This window comes from Gordonia sp. SL306, from assembly GCF_026625785.1.
Taxonomy (GTDB): Bacteria; Actinomycetota; Actinomycetes; order Mycobacteriales; family Mycobacteriaceae; genus Gordonia.
The window spans coordinates 1,560,243-1,580,433 of sequence record NZ_CP113063.1 but is presented as its reverse complement, the minus strand read 5'-3'; the positions used below and the strand labels follow the sequence as shown (position 1 = coordinate 1,580,433).

The following is a 20,191-nucleotide window of genomic DNA, read 5'->3' as shown; positions in this document are numbered from 1 at the left end:
TGGCGTTACCTCTCCCGTATGGCTCATACTTGAGCCTGTTGGACTAAAGAGAGAAAGGTACGCGAGTGGACAGCTTCAACCCGACCACCAAGACACAGGCAGCACTGAGCACTGCCGTGCAGGCGGCGGCCGCTGCCGGCAATTCCGACGTACGTCCCGCACACATCCTGGTGGCGCTGCTCGATCAGTCCGACGGCATTGCCGCACCGCTGCTCAAAGCGGTCGGCGTGGATCCGTCGACCGTTCGCGCGCAGGCCCAGGGGCTGGTGGACCGGGCGCCGACGGTGGCCAGCGCGAGCGCGCAGCCGCAACTCTCCCGCGAGTCGATCGCGGCGATCACCGCAGCTCAGCAGCTGGCCGGTGAGCTCAGTGACGAATACGTCTCCACCGAGCACATCCTCGTCGGCCTGGCCACCGGCGACTCTGATACCGCCAAATTGCTGGCCAACGCGGGCGCGACGCCGCAGGCCTTGCAGGAGGCGTTCGTCGCCGTGCGCGGTAATGCCCGCGTGACCACGCCCGACCCCGAACAGACCTATCAGGCGCTGGAGAAGTACTCCACCGACCTGACCGCCGCGGCGCGAGAGGGCAAACTCGACCCGGTCATCGGTCGTGACACCGAGATCCGCCGCGTGGTGCAGGTGCTCTCGCGCCGCACCAAGAACAACCCGGTTCTCATCGGTGAGCCCGGCGTCGGCAAGACGGCGATCGTCGAAGGACTGGCCCAGCGGATCATCGCGGGCGACGTCCCCGAATCGCTGCGGAACAAGACGGTCATCTCCCTCGACATGGGATCGATGGTCGCCGGAGCCAAGTATCGCGGCGAGTTCGAGGAGCGGCTGAAGGCCGTGCTCGACGAGATCAAGGGGTCGGCCGGACAGGTCATCACCTTCATCGACGAGTTGCACACCATCGTGGGTGCAGGCGCGACCGGCGACTCCGCGATGGATGCCGGCAACATGATCAAGCCGATGCTCGCCCGCGGTGAGCTGCGGCTGGTCGGCGCCACCACGCTGGAGGAGTACCGCCAGTACATCGAGAAGGACGCCGCGCTCGAACGCCGGTTCCAGCAGGTGTACGTCGGTGAGCCGACGGTGGAGGACACCATCGGCATCCTGCGTGGGCTCAAGGACCGCTACGAGGTCCACCACGGCGTGCGCATCACCGACTCCGCGCTGGTGTCGGCGGCCACACTCTCGGACCGATACATCACCGCGCGCTTCCTGCCCGACAAGGCCATCGACCTCGTCGACGAGGCCGCGTCGCGGCTGCGCATGGAGATCGATTCGCGCCCCGTCGAGATCGACGAGGTGGAACGGATCGTCCGGCGGCTCGAGGTCGAGGAGGTCGCCTTGGAAAAGGAGACCGACGCGGCATCGAAGGAGCGACTGGAGAAGCTGCGCGGCGAACTGGCCGACCAGAAGGAGAAGCTCAACGAGCTCTCCGCGCGCTGGCAGTCGGAGAAGACCGCCATCGATGCGGTCCGTGATCTCAAGGAGCAGCTGGAACAGCTTCGTGGAGAGGCGGATCGGGCCGAGCGTGACAGCGATCTGGGCCGTGCGGCGGAACTCCGCTACGGCAAGATCCCGAGCCTGGAGAAGGACCTGGCGGCCGCGCTGGAGAAGACCGGCACCGATCCTGGCCAGGACGTGATGTTGCAGGAGGAGGTCGGTCCCGACGACGTGGCGCAGGTCGTGTCGTCGTGGACGGGTATCCCGGCCGGCCGCATGCTGGAAGGCGAGACCGCCAAGCTGCTGCGGATGGAAGATGAACTCGGACAACGGGTCATCGGCCAGAAGGCGCCGGTGCAGGCGGTGTCCGACGCGGTGCGTCGAGCGCGTGCCGGTGTCGCGGACCCCAACCGTCCGCTGGGATCGTTCCTGTTCCTCGGACCGACCGGCGTCGGCAAGACCGAGCTTGCGAAGGCGTTGGCGGAGTTCCTGTTCGACGACGAGCGTGCGATGGTGCGGATCGACATGAGTGAGTACGGCGAGAAGCACAGCGTCGCAAGGCTCGTCGGTGCGCCTCCCGGCTACGTCGGGTACGAGTCCGGCGGTCAGCTGACCGAGGCGGTGCGGCGACGTCCGTACGCGGTGGTGCTGTTCGACGAGGTCGAGAAGGCGCACCCGGACGTATTCGACGTGCTGCTGCAGGTCCTCGACGAAGGACGCTTGACCGACGGTCAGGGCCGCACGGTCGACTTCCGCAACACCATCCTCATCCTCACGTCGAACCTCGGCTCGGGTGGTGACAAGGACCAGGTGATGGCGGCGGTCCGCGCAGCCTTCAAGCCGGAGTTCATCAACCGGCTCGACGACGTCGTGATCTTCGACGCGCTGAGCCCCGAGGAGCTCGTGTCCATCGTCGACATCCAGCTCGCACAGCTCGGCAAGCGCCTCGCGCAGCGTCGGCTGGACCTCGAGGTGACGCCGAAGGCCAAGGAATGGCTGGCCGAGCGTGGCTTCGATCCCTTGTACGGTGCCCGTCCGCTACGCCGGCTGGTGCAGCAGGCGATCGGTGATCAGCTCGCGAAGTCGTTGCTGGCCGGCAAGATCCACGACGGTGACGTGGTGCCGGTCGATGTCGGTGCCGACGGAGAGTCGTTGGTGCTCGGCTGATCTGGTGACCGAGATCGTCCCCGAGAGGGCGGCCCTAGGGGTATTCCCCTCGGTGCCACCCCTCGGGGATGATTGCTGTCGTCAGACCCCCGTCGCGCCGTCGATACGTTCGCGGATCAGGTCGGCGTGACCGCAATGTCGTGCGTACTCGGCGATCATGTGGGCATAGATCCATCGCAGACTCACCTCGCCACCGCGGAAACTGCTGGTGTCGGACAACTCTCGGGTTGCGCAATTCGCCCGCGCCCGGACGATCTCAGCTTGCCTGATCTCTTCGGCGCGATGGTACGACGACTCCTCGGTGACCACGAATCCTCCATCATGACCGACGGATCGAGGACCGTTGTCGTAGATCGGGCCGACCTGCTCCCCGAGCAGTACACGGCGGAACCAGTTTCGTTCCACCTCCGCCACGTGCTGGGTCAGACCCAGCAGTGTCAACGGTGACGGCGCCACCGTCGCGGAGCGCAGCTGCCGGTCGTCGAGGCCGTTGCATTTCTGGGCGAGGGTGGCCCGATAGAAATCCAGCCAGCCTTCCATAGTGGACCGTTCGTCGGCGCTCATCGGCGGTGCCGGGCGGTTGGGGGTCGTCATGGTCACCGATGGTGGCATCTCGCCATGACATCGAGCGAGCCGGGCGAAGAACCCCTGCACCGAAATGGTGCAGGGGTTCTCGGCCGGCAGTGGCGTGTGTCCGCGATCAGGCCGCGACGGCCGCCGCATTCTGCGTTTCGTCGCCCAACTCGTGTCGTCCCATCCGGATCATGCCGGTGATGACCAGGAACGCGAGGAACATGAACCCGGCTCCGCAATAGAAGGCCACGTCGTAGCTGTGGATACTCGCCGACATGAAGCCCTGCGGGTTCACCGGAACAGGCTGTCCGGTGGCCGGATCGAGTGTCATGGCACTTCGGCCGTCGTTGGACAACACCTGTGCCACAATCGTGCTCAGGAGTGCCACGCCGACCGAGCCGCCGACCTGCTGCGATGTGTTGACCAGCGCGCTGGCCACACCGGCGTCCTTCTCGTCGATACGGTGCAACGCCACCGACTGCATCGCGACGAACACCAGGCCCATACCGACCGCGATCAGGAGCTCGCTGGGCAGGATGTGTGCAACCCACGTCGAGTCCGAATCCAGTTGTGCCAGGTAGAGGTAGCCGAGGGTGCCGGACAGGGTGCCGGCCATCATCAGTGGCCGCGGCCCGAACCGGGGAAGCAGCGAGCTGGCCGCAGCGGCCGCGACGATGATCCCCGCCGGGAACGGCAGGAACAGGACGCCGGCCTGCAACGGGGTGTGGCCCAGGGTGTTCTGGAAGTAGTAGCTCAAGAACAGGAACATCGCGAACATGGCGGTCGGGACGATGAACGCCACCAGATAAGCCCCGCCGCGGTTCAGGTCACCCGGGATGCGCAGCGGCAGCAGAGGACTGGCGCTTCTCAGCTCGATCATCACGAATGCGACCAACAGCGCTGCGGCGGCCGCGAACAGCAGGATGGTCGATGGTGCGCCCCAGCCGGATTCAGCTGCTCTGGTGAAGCCGTAGACGAGGCTGACGAGCCCCAGGGTGACGGTCACCGCACCCGGGAGGTCGTAGTGGCCGGTTCGCGGGGATGGCACGTCCCGGATCACCAGGATCAGTCCGCCGATCGCGGCGACGATCGCGATCGGGGTGTTGATCAGCAAGGTCCAACGCCAGGAGAAGAACTCGGTGAGTGCACCACCGGCGATCAGGCCGATCGCGGCGCCGCCACCGGACACGGCACCGTAGACCGCAAAGGCGCGGGCCCGCTCGCGGTGTTCGGTGAACGTGACGGTGATCAGGGACAGCGCCGCGGGCGCGAGCATTGCCGCGAACACCCCCTGCAGGGCGCGTCCGGCGAAGAATGACATGCCGTCCCAGGCGAATCCCGCCATCGCCGACGACGCGGCGAAACCGGCGAGGCCGATCAGGAACATCCGCCGACGACCCAGGTAGTCGGCCATTCGGCCGCCCAGGAGCAGGAGTCCACCGAACATCAGCGTGTACGCGGTGAGCGCCCACTGGCGGTTGGCATCGGAGATGTCCAGGTCGGACTGGGCGAAGGGGAGGGCGATCGTGATGATGCTGGCGTCGAGCACCACCATCAACTGGGCCAGGGCAATGACGCCCAGCGCCCACCAGCGGCGCGAGTTCGCGGGCGGTGGGGATGCGAGTTCGGAGTCAGGGATGTGCGGTGAGAGTGCAGTGTCCGATGTGGTCAAGAGGTCCTCGATCCGGAGGGGTGAAATATCGGTGCCCGGCAATAGTGGCAGAGTCAGACAGAAGTCGTCAAGCGACAAAATACCTAATCAGTCAATTGGCGCACACTGCAGAAATATCTGTCCGGAAGAGTTACAATCTGGTCGTGACCCTTGCTGAATCCCGAACAGGCCAGTTCAAGGCCGGTCTTCGCGAACGCAAGAAGCTGCAGACGCGCGACCGGCTGATAGCCGCGGCTCTGGATCTGTGCGATACGCAGGGTTTCGAGTCGACCACCGTCGAGCAGATCTCGGATGCTGCCGACATCTCGCCGCGTACGTTCAACCGATACTTCGCCACCAAAGAGGACGTCATCCTGGCGCCGGCCGAGGACATGATCGCCGCGATGGCCGCATCCCTCGACGCGCAGCCCCGGACCGGAAACCCCTTCGAGGCACTGGTCAACGCGCAGGTTCAGATCTTCTGCGGCGAGTGTCCGACGGGTTCTGTCGATCTGACCCGATTCGAGACCATGAATCGGATCATCCAGAGCGCGCCGTCGGTGAGCGGGCGCAACACCGAACTCGCCGAGAAGAAATTCCGGAACATCACCGACAAGGTTGCCGAGCGGATGGAACTGCCCGTCGATGACAGCCGGGTACGGGTGGTCGTCGCGGTGTACATGTCGCTGATGCACCTGTCGATGGATGCCTGGCGATGTGACCAGGTGGGCGGTCTCGCCGATTCGGCTGTCGCTGCGGAGACCCTGGCGGCGACCTACGAGACATTCCGCGAAGTCGTCAAGAGCGTCTGAGCGCGCGGTCGCCTGCGAGAGTGGGCGATGTCAGGCCGATTCGGCCGCGGCTCGGTAGAGCCACGAGATCACCAGCGCACCGGGATCGACCACGCCACGCGCGTTCTCACCGACGTAACTCGCTCGCCCCTTGGAAGCGGTGGTGTCCCTGGTGGATTCGGCGCCCTCCTCGGCCTTGTCGGCAACGGTGGGCAGCGTCTCCCCGTCCGACAGTGCCTGGGCGGCCGGGCTGAGAGCGTCGACCACGGTATTGTCGCCGACGTCGGCGCCGCCGAGATCCTTGATCTCGGCGAGGGCCGTTGCCGTCCCCTCGCGTAGGGCGCTCTCGGTGTCGTCTGCTGTTCCGAAAGCCTGTGCCAGTTCACGGAACAACACGCCGAACACGGCGCCGGACGTGCCGCCCGCGCGCACGAGGTACGACGTGCTGATGGCGGTGAGGATCTCGGCATCGGTCCCCCGTAACGGCAGATCGAAGTGGCCGAGCGCCGCCTTCATGTTGGTGCCGAAGTCGCCGTCACCTGCCTGCTGATCGAGGATTGTCAGATCGTCGATCGAGTCCAGCACCTGCCCGACGAAATCGGAGAGCCACGCGGATTCCGCGCCGTCGGCGGCGGAGTCGTCTGGTTCGGCGAACGTGATGTCGGAGATCGTGGGACGACCATGCGCAATGGTCGATGGCCATGCAGGAGCGTCGGTCTCGTCGTCGAAGAGCGACATGACCTCGTCGTCGGGCCGGACCAGCGTGATAGAGAAGCCGGTCATGTCCAGGGCGGTGACATACGTTCCGACCATCGATCGCTCGACGGCGATCCCGCGGGCATCCAGCTCGGCAGCGACCTCCCCGAACACCAGCGACAGTTCCAGCGGATGGGCCGAGCCGAGTCCGTTGACCAGGCAGATGACCTGCTCACCTTTCTGCAGTCCCAAGGATTCCGAAATCCGTTCCAGCATGCGGGAAACCAACTCGCGAGCGCCCACCCGGGTGGTGCGTGCCTCGCCGGCTTCACCGTGGATCCCGACGCCGAACTCCATCTCGCCGGGCTCGAGTTCGAAGGTGAGCGCGTCCGCGCCGGGCACCGTGCAGGCGCGATAAGCGACTGCGATGCTGCGTGCGTTGTCGGCGGTCCGCCTGCCCAGTTCGGCGATGTGCGCGAGGTCGATTCCGCGTGCAGCCGCTGCGCCACAGACCTTTTCGACGATGATGGTGGCGCCGGTACCGCGCCTGCCCGGACCCGTTTCTGATTCGCTGGCAACGTCGTCGGCGACGATCACGTGGTCGGTCTCGACCTCGTCGCGCAGCATGTGCCGAGCGATCCGGAAGTTCATCACGTCGCCGGTGTAGTTCTTCACCACATGGAGAACGCCCTTGCCACGGTCGGCCCACCGGGTTGCGCCGACGATCTGCAGGGCATTGGGTGAGGTGAACACCAGGCCGGGGCACGCCGCGTCGATCATGCCCGCTCCGATCATCCCCGAGTGCATCGGCTCGTGACCCGATCCGCCCCCGGAGATCACCCCGACGTGGGGCTCCTCCGGCACGTCGCGGCGGTGGAGGAAGCCGGGATCCGGCTGCCACGCGATCGACGGGTGGGCGGCGACGAAACCGCGTAACGCGTCGGTGATGAACGTGTCCGGGCTGTTGAGGACGTACTCATGCGGGGTCACGTGTCCAGGGTAGGTGGGCCTCGATACGCGGCTCACTCCGTTCGCCGCTACTCGGCCGGCGGTGGGCGCTCCGTTGGCCTGGATACGCGGTCGGCACGACTGTCGGAGGCCGGCGGTAGGGTGCGATTGGCGATCGAACCGAGGAGGGCCCATGGCCTTTGTGACCACCGGCGACGACGGCCTGACGCGGTGCGGGTGGGCAGGCGTCGAACCGGAGACGACCTACCACGACGGCGAATGGGGATTTCCGCTCGACGGCGACGACGCGTTCTTCGAACGGGTGGCGCTCGAGGGTTTCCAGTCCGGCCTGAGCTGGCGCACCATCCTGACCAAGCGCGAGAACTTCCGTGCGGCCTTCGCCGGGTTCGGCATCGAGAAGGTCGCGAGGTTCACCGACTCCGACGTCGAACGGATGCTCACCGATGCGGGGATCGTCCGTCACCGCGGCAAGATCGAGGCGGTCATCAACAACGCACGACGTGCGGAGGAACTCATCGAGAGCGAGGGGTCGTTGTCGGCGTTCTTCTGGCGATACGAACCGGAAGCCGAACCCGAACCGCAGTCCCAGACCACCTCGGCAGAATCCGTCGCGCTGTCGAAGGACCTCAAGAAGCGCGGCTGGAAGTTCGTCGGCCCGACCACCATGTTCGCGCTGATGCAGGCGAGTGGGATCGTCAACGACCACGCGCAGGATTGCGTCATCCGTCCCCGAGTGGCGAAGGCCCGGTCGTCGGTCCGTCGCCCGGCGCGCACGGGCAACGCCTGACTTGCACTGCTTGACTTCAACTGAACTTGAGGTCCTAGCGTCACGACCATGACCAATTCAGTGATCGAATCCGGGCGGGAGAGTCGCCCCGGGCTCCATGACGAGACCGTCGATGTCGGGACGGTGGTCGGCGAACTGCTCGACCATCTGCACGGTGGTCTCGACGGGGCGTCCGCGGACACCTACGACGACATGTTCGCCGACGACATCCTCTGGGGAACTCCGAAAGGCCGAGTTCTCCAGGGCTTTGCCCCACTGAACGCCATCCACCGGCAGATGATGCCCGCGAAGGTGGCGCCCGAGTCGAGGTTCGAGGTGGCACAGGCGATCGCGCCGGCGCCGGGAGTCGTCGTCGCACAGGTCGGACGGCACGCGATCGACGGCGGTTTCTCCGAGATGGCGATGTACGTGCTGATCGAGCGAGCGGGGCGATGGTGGGTGGCCGGCGCCCAGAACACGCCGATCGTGGATACGCTGCCGACGCGATGAGGCCGACGATGAACGAGTCCGAGTTGATGAACCCCGACATCCTCGAGTATCTCGCGTCGCAGCGGCTCGGTCGGCTGGCCACCGTCGACAAAGATGGTGCGCCACAGAACAGTCCGGTCGGCTTCCGGATCAATCGCGAATTGGGCACCATCGACATCGGTGGCTGGAACCTGAGGCAGAGCCGGAAGTTCCGTAACCTCGCCCGAAACGACCGGGTGGCCTTCGTCGTCGACGACATCGCGTCGTTCGATCCGTGGCGCGTGCGCATGGTGGAGATCCGGGGGCGCGGCGAGCAGGTGATCGGCGGCACGGGGAACCGGTCGGGGATGGATGACGCGCTGATCCGGGTACATCCCGTCCGCGTCATCGCGTTCGGGGTGCCGTGAACGATCAGGCGACGTCCGGCAGCATCGCACGCAGGCGGGCCATGCCGTCCCGGATGCGCGCCTTCACCGTGGGCAATCCGACCGAAAGTCGCTCGGAGACCTCGCGGTAGGACAAGCCCTGATAGTAGGCGAGGACCAGCGATTCCCGTTGGAGCGGTGACAACTCGCCGAGTGTCCGGGTGACCAGCCGCTGCGTGTCGCGGAGTTCGGCGGCCGCGCTCACCTCGTCGTAGTGGATGGGCGTGGCCGCGACCCCGTACGTCATGGTGCGCCGCGCCAGTGCGGTTTCCGACCGGACGCGGTCGACCGCTCGTCGGTGTGCCAGTGTGAGCAGCCATGACAGCGCCGATCCACGAGCACCGTCGAAATCCGTTGCGTGCCGCCACACATGGAGGAAGACCTCCTGGGTGGTCTCCTCGCTGTATCCCGGATCGCGCAGGACGCGCAGCACCAGGCCGTACACCCGATCCGTGGTGAGGTCGTAGAACCGGGCGAAAGCGTCGTGTTCAGAATTCGCGATGCGGGACAACAGGTCTGGCAGCTCGTCGAGCACGTCATCGTCGGCGGGGGCCGCTTCTTCCGCCGGGGTCCACTCGTCGAGGACGGTCATCGAAAGTCCTCCCTCGGTCACATCCGACAGTAGGAAGCGCAGGCGCGGGGCGCCGAGGCGCTGACCGGATCCGCGACCGGATCGCAACGTCGATAACGGCGAAGTAACGACGGCGGGTTCGGCGCTGTCCGAGTTCTGCGAACCCTGAATGAACTGCACCGATGTCGGTAACACAAATGTCATCGAAACTGGATTGTTGACAATCTGACAATATGTCATTATTCGAGCATGAAACCGGTCGAATTCCCAGGTAACCCACCGCAACAGCAGGTGGGCATCGGGATGGTGTGTCCCTTCGACATGGCTCTCGACCGCGAGCTGTGGCGGTGGATGCCCGACTCGGTGTCGCTGTACTTCACCAGGACCGGTTTTCTCGACGCTCCTGTCGACGTCGACCTCTGCCGCGACCTGAACAATCACTCCGAGATCGCCGCAGCGGTACGCAGCGTGCTGGCGGTGGAGCCGCGAGCGTTCGGGTACGCATGTGCCTCGGGGAGCTTTGTCTATGGCATGGCCGGTGCGCAGGAACTCTCCCACTGCATGCTGGCGGCCGGTGCGCCTGCCGCGGTGACCACCTCAGAGGCCCTGGTCCGCGCTCTGGACATGATGGGAATCGGCGGGATCGCGGTGGCCACGCCCTACACCTCGGCACTCACCGGACTGCTCTGCGACTTCCTGTCCGAGTCCGGGCGCAGCGTCGTCGCGCAATCGGGGCTCGGGCGCGATCACGAGATCTGGACCATTCCGTACGCGGTGACCTGTGATCTGATCCGCGCCGCCGACCACCCCGACGCCGACGCGGTGTTCGTGTCCTGCACCAACCTCTGGACCTACGACATCCTGGGAGTGATGGAGGCCGAACTGGGCAAGCCGGTGTTGTCGGCGAACCAGGTCACGGCGTGGGCGACATTGTCCGAAGCGGGTGTCGCGGCGGAGTCGCTGTCGGTCAACGACGGGCAATCGTTGTTCGCCCGGGTAGCCTGACCCATGTGACCGATCAGAGTTCGCAGACGCCGTTCGGCGAGGCGGCGCAGGCCAAGTACGTGCAGCTGACCACCTTCCGCAAGGACGGCACGCCGGTGGCCACGCCGCTGTGGGCGGCGATCGACGGCGGGCAACTGACGATGTGGACCGCCGCGGATTCGTGGAAGGTCAAACGCATCCGCCGCGATCCGCGGGTCGTCGTACAGGCCTGCGATGCACGGGGTCGCAAGACCACCGGCGTGGCGGTGAACGGCACCGCCGAGATCCTCGACGACGCCGGTACCGAGAAGGTCCGCGGCCTGATCATCGGCAAGTACGGGATTCTCGGGTGGCTGACGGTCAAGGGGAGCCTCCTGCGCCGCGGCAAGAGCGGCACGGTCGGACTCTCCATAACTCCCGCCCCCTGACCCGCACCCCCCACCCCCTCACGCGCCCCCCCTACGCAGCCGCGACGGTTCCCGTCATCCGCGCCCCCTGAATGCCGTCGCGGATGACGGGAACCGTCGCGGCTGCGTAAGGGGGTGCGTTTGGGGGGTGCGTAAGGGGGTGCGCTTATGCGCCGTCAATAAGTGGGTTCCGGGCGTATGGATTCCGTTAAGGGTTCTGTCGCCGGCTGCGATCGAGAGTGATCCTGTGAAGCGCGACTGCGCAGAAAGTGCTGCGCGGCATCGACACAGGAGTGGAGTGGAAGTGGCTGACGTGCTGTATCTGCTCGCGGCGATCGCAGGATTCGTGGTGTGCCTGCTGACCGTGCGCGGTATCGACGCGAGGACGAGCCGATGACCGCCGATGGAGTGATCAACGTACTCCTCGTCGTTCTGGCCGCCGCGGTCGTCGTCTACCTGCTGGCGGCGCTCATCGTCCCGGAGAGGTTCTGACGTGTCCGTGACAGCTGCCGGCCTGCTTCAGCTGGCGATGGTGGTCATCGTGCTGGGCGCCCTGTATGTCCCCCTCGGGGACTACATGGCGCGCGTGTACGACTCGGATCGCCATCTGGGGGGAGAACGTCTCCTCTACCGAACCGGTCGGATCGACCCGCGCCGGCAACAGACCTGGGTGGGATACGCCCTCGCGGTGCTGGCCTTCTCGCTGATCTCGTTCGTGTTGCTCTATGCCCTCCAACGGGTTCAAGGGGTGCTGCCCTGGTCGGACGGCAAGGCGGGCGTCTCGCCATCGATGGCCTTCAACACGGCGATCTCGTTCGTCACCAACACCAACTGGCAGTCCTACTCGCCTGAGGTGGTGATGAGCAATCTCACTCAGATGCTCGGTCTGGCGGTGCAGAACTTCCTGTCGGCTGCGGTCGGGATGGCCGTGGCGATCGCGTTCATCCGTGGCATCGTCAACCGACGAGGCAGTGGCGAGATCGGCAACTTCTGGGTCGACCTGGTGCGCGGAACAGTCCGAATCCTGTTGCCGCTGAGCATCATCGTCGCAATCATCCTGCTCACTCAGGGTGCGGTCCAATCGTTGCGGACCGGCTTCGACTTCACCACGCTCGACGGGCAGCAGGCGCACAGCATGCTCGGGCCGTTCGCGTCGCAGGAGGCGATCAAGGAACTCGGGACCAACGGTGGTGGAACCCTGTCGGTCAACTCGGCACATCCGTTCTCCAACCCGACACCGCTGTCCAACGTCGTGGAGATCCTCGCGCTGCTGGTGATCCCGGTGTGTCTCACCCGGACCTACGGCACGCTGGTCGGCGACCGGCGTCAAGGGCACACCCTGCTGGGCGTGATGGCGGCGATCTGGGCGGCGATGCTCACCGTCGTGTGGATGTTCGAATCGCGTACCGACGGAGTCGCATCGAACGCGGCGGGCGCGATGATGGAAGGCAAGGAGCAGCGGTTCGGAATCCCGGCATCAGCCCTGTGGGCCGTCTCGACCACGGGAACCTCGACCGGCGCGGTGAACTCCGCACACGACAGTTTCTCCGCGGCCGGCGGCGGCGCGTTGATCTGGAACATGCTGCTCGGCGAGGTCGCGCCCGGTGGTGTGGGAGCCGGTCTGTACAGCATCCTGGTGTTGGCGGTGATCACGGTGTTCGTCGGCGGGCTGCTCGTCGGGCGGTCCCCGGAGTTCATGGGCAAGAAGGTCGGACAACACGAGATCACCCTGGCGGCGCTGTACGTCCTGGTGATGCCTGCGCTGGTTCTCTCCGGGACCGCGGTCTCCGTGATCCTCGGATCCACCACGGGATTCCAGGGCAACAGCGGCGATCCGGGCACACCGGGGTCGATCCACGGGTTCGGCGAGGTGCTGTACGCGTACGCCTCGGCCGCGAACAACAACGGCAGTGCCTTCGGCGGATTGACGGTGACCAGTGATTGGTTCCAGACGTCCCTGGGTCTCGCGATGCTGTTGGGCCGCTTTCTGCCGATCATCTTCGTGCTCGCGCTGTCGGGACGGCTCGCCATGCAGCGTCCACGATCGCGGGACGTCGCCGTCGGTGATCGCGTCGTCGTGACCGGTGAGTCGGTCGAGCCCGGCACGCCGGTGAGTGACCACGGTGTCGCAACTATGACTCTCGCCCGGACCGAGGCATCGACCACAACCGCCGATCCCGGCGCGTCGACACTTCCGACCCATGGCCCGCTGTTCGGCGTGCTGCTCCTCGGCACGATCCTGCTCGTCGCCGGACTCACCTTCTTCCCCGCGATGGCGCTGGGACCGATTGCGGAGGCAGTGTTGTGAATCATCCTGTGTTGGAGACTGATCGGGACCCTTCGAGGGGCTCGCAGGCTCGCTCCTCAGGGGACGGGCGGCCGGAGGACGGGCGGGCGGATGGCTCGGCCGGGGAGGACGCGGGACACTCGGCGGACCTCGTGACGACCGGAGCGTTCGATGCCCGCCAACTGATCGCGTCGATCCCGCAGGCCGTCCGGAAACTCACACCTCGTGCCCAAGCGCGCAATCCGGTGATGTTCGTCGTCTATCTGGGTGCGATCGTGACCACTGCACTGGCGATCTGGCAACCGAGCTGGTTCTCCTGGGCAGTGACGGTGTGGCTCTGGTTCACGGTGGTGTTCGCGAACCTGGCGGAAGCGGTCGCCGAGGGACGTGGCCGGGCGCAGGCCGACAGCCTGCGGAAGGTCAAGCGCGACACCATGGCCCGCCGACTCGGTGTGGACGGGTCCACCGTCGAGGTCGCGGGTAGCGGGTTGCGGATCGGCGATCTCATCGTCGTCGAGGCGGGTGAGGTGATCGCCGGCGACGGTGACGTCGTCGAGGGGATCGCCACGGTCGACGAATCCGCCATCACCGGCGAATCCGCCCCGGTGGTTCGGGAATCCGGCGGGGACCGCTCCGCGGTGACCGGAGGTACCGTCGTGTTGTCGGATCGGATCATCGTCAAGATCACCACGGCGCCCGGCGAGACCTTCGTCGACCGGATGATCGCGTTGGTGGAAGGCGCCTCTCGGAAGAAGACACCGAACGAGATCGCGCTCGACATTCTGCTGACGAGTCTCACGATCATCTTCCTGCTCGCCGTCGTCGCGGTCGGCCCGATGCAGCAGTATGCCGGGCAATCGCCTGATCCGATCAAGCTGATCGCGTTGCTGGTGTGCCTGATCCCGACGACCATCGGGGCCCTGTTGTCGTCGATCGGGATCGCCGGTATGGACCGTTTGGTGCAGCGCAACGTGCTCGCGATGTCGGGACGGGCTGTGGAGGCGGCAGGCGACGTCGACACCCTGCTGATGGACAAGACCGGGACCATCACATTCGGCAACAGGCGGGCGACCGAGCTGATCGGTGCGCCGGGTGTGGAGACCGCACAACTCGCAGAGGTGGCGTATCGGTGCAGTCTCGCCGACGACACCCCAGAGGGTCGCAGCATCGTCGACCTCTGCATCCACGACCACGCGATAGAGGCGATCGACGGTGGGACGGCGGCTGCCGCACGCTCGCGTGAGCATCCGGAGTACGAGGCGGTTGCGTTCACCGCGGAGACCCGCATGAGCGGCATCGACGTGCACGGACGTGGCGGCACGGTCGAGTACCGCAAGGGTGCTGCCGACGCCGTCGTGCGGTGGGTGCGCGGCCATGGTGGGACGGTTCCCCCTGCGGTGTACGAGCAGGTGGAGCTGGTGTCGTCGGCGGGCGCAACGCCTCTGGTGGTGGCAGTCCGCGGTGCTGTCGGCGGGAAACAGGTTGCTGTCGGCGAGGAACACGGTGCTGTCGGCGAGGAACACGGTGCTGTCGGCGGGGAACAGGTTGCTGTCGGCGGGGATGAGGGCATGCCGCGCGTGCTCGGCGTGATCCGGTTGTCGGATGTGGTGAAGCCGGGGATGGCCGGACGATTCGCGCAACTGCGCGCGATGGGCATCCGGACGGTGATGGTGACCGGCGACAACCCGCTGACCGCGCAGGCGATCGCGGCGGACGCCGGGGTCGACGACTTCGTCGCGGAGGCGACGCCGGAAGACAAGCTGGCACTGATCCGTGCCGAGCAGTCCGGCGGCCGTCTGGTGGCGATGACCGGGGACGGCACGAACGACGCTCCCGCGCTCGCCCAGGCCGACGTCGGGCTGGCGATGAACACCGGCACGTCGGCGGCGAAAGAGGCCGGCAACATGGTCGACCTCGACTCCGATCCGACCAAACTGATCGACGTCGTCGCGATCGGCAAGCAGTTGCTGATCACCCGTGGCGCGCTGACCACGTTCTCGCTGGCCAACGACCTCGCCAAGTATTTCGCCATCCTGCCTGCGCTCTTCAGTGGCATCTATCCGCAGCTGGATGCGCTCAACATCATGCGGTTGCACTCGGCACAGTCGGCGATCGTCTCGGCGGTCATCTTCAACGCGCTCATCATCGTGGCCCTGATCCCATTGTCGCTGCGCGGCGTCCGCTACCGCCCGTCATCGGCATCGAGATTGCTTGGCCGCAATCTGCTCATCTACGGCGTCGGGGGAGTGATCACACCGTTCCTCGGGATCTGGCTGATCGACCTCGTCGTACGTCTTCTCCCGGGAATGGGGTAGTCCGGTGAAAACGGTCGTGTCAGGTCTCACGCGCCAGTGTGTCGCGGCAGTCGGAGTGCTCCTCGCGCTGACGGTGCTGCTCGGTGTTGCTTATCCGGCTGCGGTGTGGGCGGTTTCACGCGTCGGTGCCGGCTCCGCAGAGGGCTCCCAACTCGTCGATGCGCGGGGGTGCGCAATCGGTTCGTCGTTGATCGGTGTCGATCCACACGTGCCTGCCGGGCAGCCGGATCCCTATCTGCATGCGCGGGTACTGGGCTCCGCCGACAACCCGATGGCGCCCGGCGATCCGGCCGCGTCGGCCGCGAGCAACAAGGGGCCCGGCAATGAGGATCTGAAGGCATGGATCGATGCACGGCGCAGCATCATCGCTCGACGCGAGGGCGTGCCCCCGTCCGCCGTCCCCGCGGACGCGGTCACCGGTTCCGGCTCCGGACTGGATCCCGACATCAGTCAGGCGTATGCGGCCGTGCAGGTGCCGCGGATCGCCCGCACGAACGGCTTGTCGGAGCAGCAGGTGCGAGCAATCGTGGACCGGAACACCAGCGCACGGCAGTGGGGCTTCCTGGGTGAGTCGCGGGTCAACGTCATGAAGGTCAACCTCGCGCTCGGTCGCACGGCACCGTCATGTCACCGATGACCCGCGATCGGGTCGCCGGCCGATACACTGGTCGACATGGCCGCGGCAGGTGATGCCCGGGGACGTCTCGAGGTCTTCCTCGGCTGCGCTCCGGGCGTCGGCAAGACATTCGAGATGCTCGCCACTGCCCGTGGGCTCGTCGACGAGGGTGTCGATGTTGTTGTCGCCGTGGTGGAGTCACACGGACGGGTGGCCACGGCGGCACTTGTCGAGGGCTTCGAGGTCATCAGCCGACGAGACGTGGAGCACCGGGGCACCCTTCTCGCGGAGATGGATCTGGACGCGGTCCTCGCGCGCAGGCCGCAGGTCGCACTGGTCGACGAACTCGCTCACACCAACGCGCCGGGAATGCGAAACACGAAGCGCTGGCAGGACATCGAAGCGCTTCGTGACGCCGGTATCGATGTTCTCTCGACGATCAACATCCAGCATCTCGAGAGCCTGAACGACGTCGTCGCGCAGATCACCGGGATCACCCAGCGCGAAACCGTGCCCGACGACGTCGTCCGTGCGGCGGATCAGATCGAACTCGTCGACATCGCGCCGCAGGCGCTCCGGCAACGATTGATCGCCGGCAAGGTCTACCCGGGCGGACGGATCGACGGTGCACTGTCGAACTATTTTCGGCAGGGGAACCTGACGGCGCTGCGTGAACTCGCACTGCTGTGGCTGGCCGATCAGGTCGACGACAATCTGGCAGATTACCGTGCGGCACATGCGATCACCGATACCTGGGAAACTCGCGAGCGAGTGGCCGTCGCCATCACCGGGGGACCGGAATCGTCGACGTTGCTGCGCCGCGCGAGCCGGATCGCCTCCCGATCCAGCGCCGACCTCGTGGCCGTCCACGTCGTCCGTGGAGATGGGCTCGCCGATCCGGTCCCCCTCGACATGGCGGCCCTTCGCGAGCTCGCCGCCGGCTTCGGTGCCAAGATCCACACCGTCGTCGGCGACGATATCCCGGCGACGCTGCTGGACTTCGCACGTGGGGTGAACGCCACGCAGCTCGTCCTGGGTACTTCCCGGCGGCCGCGGTGGCAGCGCATCCTCGACGAAGGCGTCGGCACCAGCGTGGTTCGCGAGAGCGGTCGCATCGACGTGCACATGGTCACGCACGAGGAGACGCGTCGACGCAACCGCCTCGACATCCGCGACACGCGTTTTCATCGCCCGCTGAGCTGGCTGGCCGCGGTCGTCGTCCCGATGGTGGTGACCGGGGTTCTCGCCTGGCTCGACCGCTGGCTAGGGTTCGCCAGCGAGTCGGCCCTGTTCTTCGTCGCGGTGCTGGCGGTGTCGTTGCTCGGCGGCATCGGGCCTGCGGCACTGTCGGCGGTGGTGTCGGGCCTGCTCCTCAACTACTTCTTCACCAACCCCCGCTTCACGTTCACGATCGACGAGCCGGACAACCTGATCACCATCATGGTGATGCTGGTCATCGCGATCGCCGTTGCCGCACTGGTGGACTCGGCCGCGACACGACGCGTTCAGGCGCAGCGTGCCGGGCGGGACGCCGAGCTATTGTCACTGTTCTCCAGCGCCGTACTCGGCGGTGCTGACGTGCCCGGTCTGCTCGAACGGGTCCGCGAGACCTACGACCAGGAGGGCGTGGCGCTGATCCGCCGTCGGGACCGAGGGGTGATCGAGGTGGCCTCGGATGTCGGGGCGAACGCACCGATCGTCGAGAACGACGCCGTGACGATCTGCCCGGTACCCGGCGGGGAGTACGAATTATGGTTGGTGGGACCGAAGTTGGGCGGTCGGGATCGCCGGGTCCTGACCACGGTCGCGACCCAGGCCGCCGGTGCCGTCCAACGACATCAGCTCGAGGCCGAGGCAGCCGAGGCGGGCGCGATCGCGCATGCCGACGAGTTGCGGCGTGCCCTGTTGTCGGCGGTCAGTCATGATCTCCGCACGCCGCTGGCGGCGGCGAAGGCCGCGGTCTCGAGTCTGCGCAGCACCGATGTCACCTTCAGCGCCGAGGACACCTCGGAACTTCTCGCCACCGTCGAGGAATCGGTGGATCAACTGGCCGCACTCGTCGGCAATCTGCTGGACTCCTCCCGACTCGCGGCGGGCGCGGTGCGTCCTGAACTGCATCGGACCTACCTGGCGGAGGTCGTGCACCGCGCGATGGCTGCCGTGTACCGGCGGGATCCGGACTCGCCCAATGTCGCGGTGGAACTCGAACAGGCGTGGGCCTACACCGATGCGGGGCTACTGGAACGGGCGCTGGCCAATCTTATCGACAACGCGGTACGTCATGGCGGCGGTGAGGTGTCGGTGACCGCGGGGATCGGCAGCGCGAACGAGTCGTCGGCGGGGCCCACCCCACCCGACGGGATCGGAGATGGCGGTCCCTGGTGCGTCATCCGGGTCGTCGACCACGGACCGGGCATCCCGGTCGACGAGCGTGCGCGGGTGTTCACCGCTTTCCACCAGTACGGCGACCAGAACGGTGCGTCGTCGGGGGTCGGGCTCGGGCTGTCGGTGGCACGCGGTTTCGTCACCGCGATCGGCGGAACCCTCGAGGCGGCCGAGACGCCCGGCGGAGGGACCACGATGGTGGTCTCGCTACCGATGTCGGCCGATCGCATCGACGCGGACGCGGCCCGATGAGCGCGCACGTCCGGGTGCTGGTGGTCGACGACGAGCCACAACTGCTGCGCGCCTTGCGGATAAATCTGAACGCCCGGGGATTCGCGGTGACCACGGCGTCGAACGGAACCGACGCTCTGACGGCCGCCGCACGCACGGACCCACAGGTCGTGGTCCTCGACCTGGGCCTGCCCGACCTCGACGGCCTGACCGTTCTGGAAGGCCTGCGGGGATGGACGAATGTCCCGGTGATCGTGCTCTCGGCCCGGACCGACGCGGCCGACAAGGTGGCCGCACTGGATGCAGGCGCAGACGATTACGTCACCAAACCCTTTGGCATGGAGGAGTTCCTGGCCAGGCTTCGTGCAGCAGTACGACGCGGCGCGGCCTCGGTCGACGGGTCCGCGACCCCGGTCGTCGAGGCAGGAGGGTTCGTCGTCGACCTGGCGGCGAAGTCGGTGACACGGGACGGAGCGCCGGTGCACCTGACGCCGACCGAGTGGGGGATTCTCGAGATCCTCGTCCGCAACGAAGGAAAGCTGGTGGGACAGAGAGAGATCCTCACCGCTGTATGGGGTCCGACGTATGTCACGCAGACCAACTATCTGCGGGTCTACCTGGCCAGTCTGCGTCGCAAACTCGAGGACGACCCGACGAACCCGAAGAACCTCCTCACCGAATCGGGGATGGGATACCGCTTCGTGCGGTGACGCCGACGTCGCGGAAGAGCCGGCCGAGTCCCTCGGCGCGGACCTGTCGATCGACCAGCCGAAGTGCCTGCCAGATGGTGACCTGATTGGCCGTCAGGATCGGTTTGCCCAGGTCCTGTTCCAGGTCGTCGATCCATCCGATCGTGTGTAACGCGGTGTCGGGCAGCAGGATCGCCTCCGCGTCGTCGGTGTCGACAGCCCTGGCCATCTCGAACAGGTTGTCGCCGTCGACGGAGCCGGCCTCGGTCGCCGTCTCGATGTCGTGCGCCGCCGCGGACACCACCGCGACGCCCGCATCGGCGAGGAACGCGCTGAATCCGTCGGCGACGGCCGTCGGATACGTCGCCGCGACGGCGACCGAGGTGACCTGGAGTTCCCGGCACGCGCCCGCGAAGGCCAGCGAGGTCGAGGACACGGGGAGTCCGGTGGCATCGGAGATCTCGGCGACCTGCTCGTGCGCGCCCGTCCAGCCGTACAGGAAGCTGCCGGAGGTGCAGGCCCACATCAGCGCATCGGGGTGATGTCTCGCGGCCTGCCGGGCCCCGTCGAGAAGTCGTTGCCCGGTCCCGACCGCACGCATCGCCTCGACCGTGTGGTCGTCGGACTCGATGTCGGTGATGATCACCGGCAACGACGCCGCACCGCCGAGGACGCTCTCGGCCAGCGGGTAATCGTCCTCCGCGGCGTGTCCTGGATACAGCATGACG

General features: G+C 66.5%; 18 protein-coding genes. 13 read left to right on the top strand and 5 right to left on the bottom strand.

Going from position 1 to position 20,191, the window contains the following annotated elements; all coding sequences use genetic code 11:
* The first annotated feature begins 65 nt into the window (after positions 1-65).
* Positions 66-2,618: an ATP-dependent chaperone ClpB gene (gene clpB, locus OVA31_RS07145; protein WP_267630399.1), complete on the top strand. Its 2,553-nt coding sequence runs from the start codon at positions 66-68 to the stop codon at positions 2,616-2,618.
* A gap of 81 nt (positions 2,619-2,699) precedes the next feature.
* Here clpB and OVA31_RS07140 read toward each other — a convergent pair whose 3' ends face one another.
* On the bottom strand, positions 2,700-3,212 hold the full coding sequence (locus tag OVA31_RS07140; protein ID WP_267630398.1) for a DinB family protein: 513 nt from the start codon (positions 3,210-3,212) through the stop codon (positions 2,700-2,702).
* A 106-nt stretch (positions 3,213-3,318) separates the two neighbouring features.
* Positions 3,319-4,863, bottom strand: a complete 1,545-nt coding sequence (locus OVA31_RS07135; RefSeq protein ID WP_267630397.1) for an MFS transporter — start codon at positions 4,861-4,863, stop codon at positions 3,319-3,321.
* A 143-nt stretch (positions 4,864-5,006) separates the two neighbouring features.
* Here OVA31_RS07135 and OVA31_RS07130 point away from each other — a divergent pair, with 143 nt between their 5' ends.
* Entirely contained in the window at positions 5,007-5,654 is a 648-nt protein-coding gene (locus OVA31_RS07130) for a TetR/AcrR family transcriptional regulator (protein WP_267630396.1), read from the top strand.
* 30 nt (positions 5,655-5,684) lie between these two features.
* Here the strand turns inward: OVA31_RS07130 and OVA31_RS07125 are convergent, their stop codons facing one another.
* Positions 5,685-7,319, bottom strand: a complete 1,635-nt coding sequence (locus OVA31_RS07125) for a dihydroxyacetone kinase family protein (RefSeq protein ID WP_267630395.1) — start codon at positions 7,317-7,319, stop codon at positions 5,685-5,687.
* A 151-nt stretch (positions 7,320-7,470) separates the two neighbouring features.
* Here OVA31_RS07125 and OVA31_RS07120 point away from each other — a divergent pair, with 151 nt between their 5' ends.
* Genes OVA31_RS07120 through OVA31_RS07110 form a run of 3 tightly spaced genes read left to right on the top strand, consistent with a single transcriptional unit; the run spans position 7,471 to position 8,960 of the window.
* Positions 7,471-8,085 carry a DNA-3-methyladenine glycosylase I gene (locus tag OVA31_RS07120; RefSeq protein WP_267630394.1) on the top strand — a complete coding sequence of 205 codons (615 nt, stop codon included), beginning with the start codon at positions 7,471-7,473 and terminating at the stop codon, positions 8,083-8,085.
* A gap of 48 nt (positions 8,086-8,133) precedes the next feature.
* Positions 8,134-8,574 carry a hypothetical protein gene (locus OVA31_RS07115; protein ID WP_267630393.1) on the top strand — a complete coding sequence of 147 codons (441 nt, stop codon included), beginning with the start codon at positions 8,134-8,136 and terminating at the stop codon, positions 8,572-8,574.
* A gap of 8 nt (positions 8,575-8,582) precedes the next feature.
* Positions 8,583-8,960 (top strand): PPOX class F420-dependent oxidoreductase, encoded by a 378-nt coding sequence (locus OVA31_RS07110; RefSeq protein WP_267630392.1) that lies wholly within the window; start codon positions 8,583-8,585, stop codon positions 8,958-8,960.
* Positions 8,961-8,964: 4 nt separating this feature from the next.
* Here the strand turns inward: OVA31_RS07110 and sigK are convergent, their stop codons facing one another.
* Positions 8,965-9,570 carry an ECF RNA polymerase sigma factor SigK gene (gene sigK, locus OVA31_RS07105; protein WP_267630391.1) on the bottom strand — a complete coding sequence of 202 codons (606 nt, stop codon included), beginning with the start codon at positions 9,568-9,570 and terminating at the stop codon, positions 8,965-8,967.
* Positions 9,571-9,798: 228 nt separating this feature from the next.
* Here sigK and OVA31_RS07100 point away from each other — a divergent pair, with 228 nt between their 5' ends.
* The 8 genes from OVA31_RS07100 (at position 9,799) to OVA31_RS07065 (ending at position 19,484) form a co-directional block, all read left to right on the top strand.
* The gene (locus tag OVA31_RS07100) at positions 9,799-10,554 is read left to right on the top strand and encodes an Asp/Glu/hydantoin racemase (RefSeq protein WP_267630390.1); all 756 of its coding nucleotides are present in this window, start codon (positions 9,799-9,801) and stop codon (positions 10,552-10,554) included.
* Between the two features lie 5 nt (positions 10,555-10,559).
* Complete coding sequence (locus OVA31_RS07095; RefSeq protein WP_267630389.1) at positions 10,560-10,961, top strand: PPOX class F420-dependent oxidoreductase; 402 nt, start codon at positions 10,560-10,562, stop codon at positions 10,959-10,961.
* 372 nt (positions 10,962-11,333) lie between these two features.
* Positions 11,334-11,432 carry a potassium-transporting ATPase subunit F gene (locus OVA31_RS07090; protein ID WP_267630388.1) on the top strand — a complete coding sequence of 33 codons (99 nt, stop codon included), beginning with the start codon at positions 11,334-11,336 and terminating at the stop codon, positions 11,430-11,432.
* A gap of 1 nt (position 11,433) precedes the next feature.
* Positions 11,434-13,248, top strand: a complete 1,815-nt coding sequence (gene kdpA / locus OVA31_RS07085; protein WP_267630387.1) for a potassium-transporting ATPase subunit KdpA — start codon at positions 11,434-11,436, stop codon at positions 13,246-13,248.
* 131 nt (positions 13,249-13,379) lie between these two features.
* Positions 13,380-15,542 carry a potassium-transporting ATPase subunit KdpB gene (gene kdpB, locus OVA31_RS07080; RefSeq protein ID WP_267630386.1) on the top strand — a complete coding sequence of 721 codons (2,163 nt, stop codon included), beginning with the start codon at positions 13,380-13,382 and terminating at the stop codon, positions 15,540-15,542.
* Between the two features lie 4 nt (positions 15,543-15,546).
* Positions 15,547-16,179, top strand: a complete 633-nt coding sequence (locus OVA31_RS07075; RefSeq protein WP_267630385.1) for a potassium-transporting ATPase subunit C — start codon at positions 15,547-15,549, stop codon at positions 16,177-16,179.
* A 36-nt stretch (positions 16,180-16,215) separates the two neighbouring features.
* Positions 16,216-18,795 (top strand): sensor histidine kinase, encoded by a 2,580-nt coding sequence (locus tag OVA31_RS07070; RefSeq protein WP_267630384.1) that lies wholly within the window; start codon positions 16,216-16,218, stop codon positions 18,793-18,795.
* Positions 18,792-19,484: a response regulator gene (locus OVA31_RS07065; protein WP_267630383.1), complete on the top strand. Its 693-nt coding sequence runs from the start codon at positions 18,792-18,794 to the stop codon at positions 19,482-19,484. The genes OVA31_RS07070 and OVA31_RS07065 overlap by 4 nt, the downstream gene beginning before the upstream one ends.
* On the opposite strand, the gene OVA31_RS07060 is transcribed toward OVA31_RS07065, so the two are convergent.
* Complete coding sequence (locus OVA31_RS07060) at positions 19,447-20,187, bottom strand: aspartate/glutamate racemase family protein (protein WP_267631433.1); 741 nt, start codon at positions 20,185-20,187, stop codon at positions 19,447-19,449. The genes OVA31_RS07065 and OVA31_RS07060 overlap by 38 nt on opposite strands.
* Between the last annotated feature and the right edge of the window lie 4 nt (positions 20,188-20,191).